This window comes from Mycobacterium sp. E3247, from assembly GCF_001667785.1.
Classification (GTDB): domain Bacteria; phylum Actinomycetota; class Actinomycetes; order Mycobacteriales; family Mycobacteriaceae; genus Mycobacterium.
This window is the reverse complement of the sequence record NZ_LZJG01000067.1, coordinates 1-5,950: the sequence shown is the minus strand read 5'-3', so window position 1 is coordinate 5,950 and position 5,950 is coordinate 1. Positions and strand designations below refer to the sequence as shown.

6 protein-coding genes and 2 pseudogenes are annotated in these 5,950 nt (G+C 68.8%); 5 read left to right on the top strand and 3 right to left on the bottom strand.

Going from position 1 to position 5,950, the window contains the following annotated elements; translation table 11 throughout:
• From A9X04_RS03665 to A9X04_RS03650, 4 genes and pseudogenes are all read left to right on the top strand, one after another.
• Window positions 1–105: pseudogene (locus A9X04_RS03665) on the top strand (cytochrome B); the annotation flags it as partial.
• Window positions 106–134: 29 nt separating this feature from the next.
• Entirely contained in the window at window positions 135–1,001 is an 867-nt protein-coding gene (locus A9X04_RS03660) for a c-type cytochrome (RefSeq protein WP_082972787.1), read from the top strand.
• Entirely contained in the window at window positions 998–2,200 is a 1,203-nt protein-coding gene (locus A9X04_RS03655) for a ubiquinol-cytochrome c reductase iron-sulfur subunit (protein WP_067917844.1), read from the top strand. Before A9X04_RS03660 ends, A9X04_RS03655 begins: the two co-directional genes overlap by 4 nt.
• Window positions 2,197–3,894: a cytochrome bc complex cytochrome b subunit gene (locus A9X04_RS03650; protein ID WP_067917842.1), complete on the top strand. Its 1,698-nt coding sequence runs from the start codon at window positions 2,197–2,199 to the stop codon at window positions 3,892–3,894. Before A9X04_RS03655 ends, A9X04_RS03650 begins: the two co-directional genes overlap by 4 nt.
• Here A9X04_RS03650 and A9X04_RS03645 read toward each other — a convergent pair.
• Window positions 3,891–4,373, bottom strand: coding sequence for a DUF5994 family protein (locus A9X04_RS03645; RefSeq protein ID WP_067917840.1), 483 nt, complete (start codon window positions 4,371–4,373; stop codon window positions 3,891–3,893). The genes A9X04_RS03650 and A9X04_RS03645 overlap by 4 nt on opposite strands.
• A 323-nt stretch (window positions 4,374–4,696) precedes the next feature.
• Between A9X04_RS03645 and A9X04_RS03640 the strand changes: the two genes are divergently transcribed.
• On the top strand, window positions 4,697–4,930 hold the full coding sequence (locus A9X04_RS03640) for a hypothetical protein (protein ID WP_067917846.1): 234 nt from the start codon (window positions 4,697–4,699) through the stop codon (window positions 4,928–4,930).
• A gap of 7 nt (window positions 4,931–4,937) precedes the next feature.
• On the opposite strand, the gene A9X04_RS03635 is transcribed toward A9X04_RS03640, so the two are convergent.
• Together A9X04_RS03635 and A9X04_RS03630 are read right to left on the bottom strand one after the other, a co-directional pair.
• The gene (locus A9X04_RS03635) at window positions 4,938–5,582 is read right to left on the bottom strand and encodes a DUF2561 family protein (RefSeq protein ID WP_067917838.1); all 645 of its coding nucleotides are present in this window, start codon (window positions 5,580–5,582) and stop codon (window positions 4,938–4,940) included.
• Window positions 5,582–5,917, bottom strand: a pseudogene (locus tag A9X04_RS03630) (MmpS family transport accessory protein); the annotation flags it as partial. The gene A9X04_RS03635 and the pseudogene A9X04_RS03630, both read right to left, overlap by 1 nt.
• Window positions 5,918–5,950: the final 33 nt, after the last annotated feature.

Here is a 5,950-nt window from a genome sequence, read left to right as displayed (position 1 = left end):
TTCACCCCGGCGCAGGCCACCGCGAGCATCGTCGTCTCCTACTACTGGCATTTCGTCGACATCGTGTGGATCGCGCTGTTCACCGTGATCTATTTCATCCGATGAGCCGACGCTGGACGAACAGGAGTGCTGGGTTGAAGAAACTGGGGTCTACCAGATCCGGTGCGCGGCCCGGGCAGTCGCGAAAAGCCGCCAGTGATCGCTCCCGGCGGCGGCTGCGCCGCCGCCTCTCGGGCGGGCTGTTGCTGCTGATCGCGCTCACCATCGCCGGCGGCCTGGCCGCCGTGCTGACGCCGCGCCCCCAGGTGGCCGTTGCCGACGAGTCGTCCTCGGCGCTGCTGCGGACCGGCAAGCAGCTGTTCGAGACGTCGTGCGTGTCGTGCCACGGGGCCAACCTGCAGGGGGTGCCCGACCGCGGGCCCAGCCTGATCGGCGTCGGCGAGGAGGCCGTGTACTTCCAGGTCTCGACCGGCCGGATGCCCGCGATGACCGGCGAGGCCCAGGCGCCCCGCAAGGAGCCGATCTTCGACGAGGCGCAGACCGACGCGCTGGGCGCATACGTGCAGGCCAACGGCGGCGGTCCGACCACGGTGCGCAACCCGGACGGCAGCCTGGCCATGAAGTCCCTGCGCGGCGACGACCTGGGCCGCGGCGGGGACCTGTTCCGGCTGAACTGCTCCTCCTGCCACAACTTCACCGGCAAGGGTGGGGCGCTGTCGTCGGGCAAGTATGCGCCGCCGCTGGAAGCGCCGAACGAGCAGCAGATCCTGGCGGCGATGCGGACCGGCCCGCAGAACATGCCGAAGTTCTCCGACCGCCAGCTGTCCTTCGAGGCCAAGAAGGACATCATCGGCTACATCAAGGCGGTTACCGAGGAGCGCCAGCCCGGCGGCTACGGCCTGGGTGGATTCGGGCCCGCACCCGAGGGCATGGCCGCGTGGATCATCGGGATGGTCGCCGCCATCGGTTTGGCACTGTGGATTGGGGCACGAGCATCATGAGCGAAAACGACGTTCGCGGCTCTGACACCGACAAGGGCGCCGCGCCGAACGAACCCGACGAGGCGGCCCTGGCCGCCATGTCGCGCGACGAGCTGGTGGCGCTGGGCGGCAAGCTCGACGGCGTCGAGACGCTGGTCAAGGAACCCCGCTGGCCCGTCGAGGGCACCAAGGCCGAGAAGCGCGCAGAGCGCGGAGTCGCCCTGTGGCTGTTGCTGGGCGGCATCTTCGGGCTGGCGCTGCTGCTGGTGTTCCTGTTCTGGCCGTGGGAGTACAAGCCGAAGGCGGCCGCGGGCAGCCTGCTGTACGACCTGGCCACCCCGCTGTACGGGCTGACCTTCGGGATGTCGATCCTGTCGATCGCCGTCGGCACCATCCTGTACCAGAAACGGTTTATCCCCGAAGAGATTTCGATCCAAGACCGGCACGACGGCGCCTCCCGGGAGATCGACCGCAAGACGGTCGTGGCCAACCTGACCGACGCCCTGGAAGGCTCGACCGTCCGGCGGCGCAAGGTGATCGGGGCATCGCTGGGGCTGGGCCTCGGCGCGTTCGGACTGTCCACGTTGGTGGCGTTTGCCGGCGGCCTGATCAAGAACCCGTGGAAGCCGGTGGTGCCCACCGCGAACGGCAAGAAGGCCGTGCTGTGGACGTCCGGCTGGACACCGCGCTACGCGGGCGAGACCATCTTCCTCGCGCGGGCCACCGGTTCCGCCGGGACGTCGCCGTTCATCAAGATGCGCCCGGAGGACCTCGACGCCGGCGGCATGGAGACCGTCTTTCCGTGGCGCGAGTCCGACGGTGACGGCACCACCCCGGAATCGCAAGAAAAACTGCGGGCGATCAACCAGGGCGTCCGCAACCCCGTGATGCTCATCCGGGTCCGGCCGTCGGACATGCCCCGCGTGGTCAAGCGCCAGGGCCAGGAGAGCTTCAATTACGGCGAGTTGTTCGCCTACACCAAGGTCTGCTCGCACCTGGGTTGCCCCGCGTCGCTGTACGAGGAGCAGTCCTACCGAATCCTGTGCCCTTGTCACCAGTCGCAGTTCGACGCCCTGCACTTCGCCAAGCCGATCTTCGGCCCGGCGGCGCGTGCGCTGGCGCAACTGCCCATCACGATCGACACCAACGGGTATCTGGTCGCCAACGGCGACTTCATCGAGCCCGTCGGACCGGCCTTCTGGGAAAGGACGACATCATGAGCCCGAAGCTGAGTCCCCCCAAGCCGCCCAAGATCGGCGACGTCCTGGCTCGCCAGGGCGAAGACATCGACACGCGCTATCACCCGTCGGCGGCGGTGCGCCGGCAGCTCAACAAGGTCTTCCCGACCCACTGGTCGTTCCTGCTGGGCGAGATCGCGATGTACAGCTTCATCGTGCTGCTGCTCACCGGTGTCTACCTGACACTGTTCTTCGACCCGTCCATGGCCGAGGTCACCTACAACGGGGCCTACCAGCCGCTGCGCGGGGTCGACATGTCCAAGGCGTTCGCGTCGACCCTCGACATCTCCTTCGAGGTGCGTGGCGGGCTGTTCGTCCGTCAGGTACACCACTGGGCCGCACTGATTTTCGCGGCGTCGATCATGGTGCACCTGGCCCGCATCTTCTTCACCGGCGCGTTCCGCCGGCCCCGTGAGGCCAACTGGGTCATCGGGTCGCTGCTGCTGATCCTGGCCATGTTCGAGGGCTACTTCGGCTACTCGCTGCCCGACGACCTGCTCTCGGGCATCGGGCTGCGCGCCGCGCTGTCCTCGATCACGCTGGGGATGCCGATCATCGGCACCTGGCTGCACTGGGCCCTGTTCGGCGGCGACTTCCCGTGCGGCGGCATCGGCAACCAATGTGCGACGGCGGGCTACATCATCCCCCGCATGTACGCGCTGCACATCCTGCTGCTGCCGGGGATCATCCTGGCGCTGATCGGGCTGCACCTGGCGATGGTGTGGTTCCAGAAGCACACCCAGTTCCCCGGGCCGGGCCGCACCGAGCACAACGTGGTCGGCGTCCGGGTGATGCCGATCTTCGCGGTGAAGTCCGGCGCGTTCTTCGCCGCGATCGTCGGTGTGCTCGGCCTGCTGGGTGGCCTGCTGCAGATCAACCCGATCTGGAACCTTGGCCCCTACAAGCCATCTCACGTTTCGGCCGGTTCGCAGCCGGACTTCTACATGATGTGGACGGAAGGCCTGGCGCGCATCTGGCCGCCGTGGGAGTTCTACTTCTGGCACCACACGATCCCGGCCGCCGTCTGGGTGGCGCTGATCATGGGCCTGATCTTCGTGCTGCTGATCGTCTACCCCTTCCTGGAGAAGCGGTTCAGCGGTGACTACGCGCATCACAACCTGCTGCAACGGCCGCGCGACGTGCCGGTGCGCACGGCGATCGGCGCGATGGCGATCTCCTTCTACATGTTGCTGACGCTCGCGGCGATGAACGACATCATCGCGCTGAAGTTCCAGATCTCGCTGAACGCGACGACGTGGATCGGCCGCATCGGGATGGTCATCCTCCCGCCCGTGGTCTACTTCATCACCTACCGGTGGTGCGTCGCCCTGCAGCGCAGCGACCGGGAGGTGCTGGCGCACGGGATCGAGACCGGCATCATCAAGCGACTGCCGCACGGGGCGTACATCGAGCTGCATCAGCCGCTCGGCCCCGTCGACGACCACGGCCACCCGATCCCGCTCGAATACCAGGGTGCGGCGCTGCCCAAGCGGATGAACAAGCTGGGCTCGGCCGGTTCACCGGGTCACGGCAGCTTCCTGTTCGCCGACCCGGCGTCCGAGGATGCGGCCCTGCGCGAGGCGGCGCACGGTTCCGAGCAACGTGCCCTGACCGCGCTGCGCGAGCACCAGGAAAGCACCGTCGGGTCAAACGGCAAGAACGGCGAGCACCACTAGCCTCGTGCTGGTCCGGTGACGGCCGCGCCGCACTGTTGGTGGGCGGCCCGCACGATGGAGCCGGCGGTCAGGAAGGCCGGCTTCACCTGGTCGCGGGCCTCGACGGGCAGGTTGGCCGCGCAGCGCAGCACCATCAGGGCGAGCGCGCTGTAGGTCGCGTACGGGATGACCAGCAGGTTCACCCGTGCGTCGTCCCCGACGACGGTCATCACGTGCTGGCGCTTGCGTTCCCATCCCGACCAGTTCAGGTCGGGTGGTCGTTGCAGCGGCGGCCAATTGACGTTGATGGTGCTGACTTCTCCCAGCAGAGGAGTCAGGACGGCGACCAACTCGGGCAACTCGTTGGTGATGCGGTCCGCGCGCGGCCACCACGCGCCGTCGATGGCGCGGCCCAGCTCATGGGCCACCGCCACCCGGACCGGGTTGGCGCGGCGGCGGCGTTCGAACGATTCGCGGCCGGGCAGATTCGCGACGACCATCGGCGGATCCCTTCACGTCGGCGTCGTTCGCCCCGGCGAGCGCGGGACGGACGGAGGAATCGCATTGCCTGTGGGTGGCCGGTAGAGGCCGACGACCGCTGACAACGAAACGGCTCACGCTGAACGCTACGCCACCAGCACCTCACCGGGGCGGCCAGGGCGCCGACGATGCGGGCTCATCTCGCACGGCGGTCGCGGCCGCGCCTTCGCGGCTGCGCGGTCCGGTCGGGCCGGCCCGACCGGGATCGTGCACTACAGTTGCGAGGGTCCGACCGTGGCGCTGTCCGGGTGAGCGGAGGGCCGACACGGTGAGGATGGACGCAATGGCGATACAGGACTGGGGCGACGCCCCGGAGATCCATCCGTCCAAGATCAAGGTCGGTGACGTCATCGGCACGCTGCGGCCCACGACGCTGCGTTACACCGTCAAGATGATCAGCGGGCCGCAGACCACTCCCCGGCGCTGGACATTCTTCGGCCGCGACGCCAACGGTACGCAACACACGGGCACCTTCGGCGAGGACGAACGGGTTCGCAGGTACGCCAAGGCGTCCTGACGCGGGCCTACTGCGCGGCGATGGCGCGGCGCAGCTGCCGGACGTGCAGCCACTCGATCGCCGGCATCCCGGCGGTGACGACCGCGGCCACGCCGTAAGCGACCCAGGACGGGCTGTCGTGGCCCACGGCCATCAGGTAGGTGGCAGTGGCCACCGCGACCAGCGCCAGGCCCATCGCGCCCACCAGCAGCACGGTGCCGCGCAACCAGACCCGATCGACCGCCTCCCCCGACCAGCCGGAGTCGGCCTCCTCAGCCGGCGCCTGCGCCCTCGGCTGACGCGCCCATTCGGCCGCGGTGCGCGGCGCCTGGGACATCAGGCGCACCGGGGCCCGGGGTGCCGTCATCCCCCGGGCGGCGGGCTCGCTCTGCGCCATCCGGCGGGCACGCAACAGCATCGGGATGGCCCCGGCGATGATCAGCGCGGACACCACGATCACGGCGTACAGCACCCACGACGTGGTATGGCTGCCGCCGGCCGCCTTGTGAAAGCCCCGCCCCAGGTCCGACAGCGCGACGGCCGCGGCCACGCTCACGCCCAGCAACACCAGCCAGACGACGGCGCAGGCGCCGATCAATATGCGGTCGACGACGTCGGGCGAAACGGTGTCGTCGCCCAACCCACGGCGATACGCCGAATACCTGCTGACCATCAGCAGCTCGTCTGCGGTGCGTCGTTGGTGTTCGACGACAGGACGGTTCCGTCGCTCGTCGTGATCGAGCAGTTGAGCCGGCTGACCCGGAAAAGGCTGGACGCCTCGACGGAGCCCACGTCGGACTGGGAGATGGGCGTGACGGTCATCGACCACGGGATGTACACGTTGTGCTGCGTGCGCCGCCGCCCCGACGCGTCGACGTAGGTCACCGAGATGATGTCACCGGGCGCCTTGGTGCCGGTCACCGAATAGGTCACTTGCCGCGGCCCCGCCGGGGTGGTCGGCGGCGGTGGCGGTGGCGCCGCCGCGGTCGAGGTGGCCGGGGGCGTCGCGCTGTCGGACCTGGGGCGGGGCTTTCACAAGGC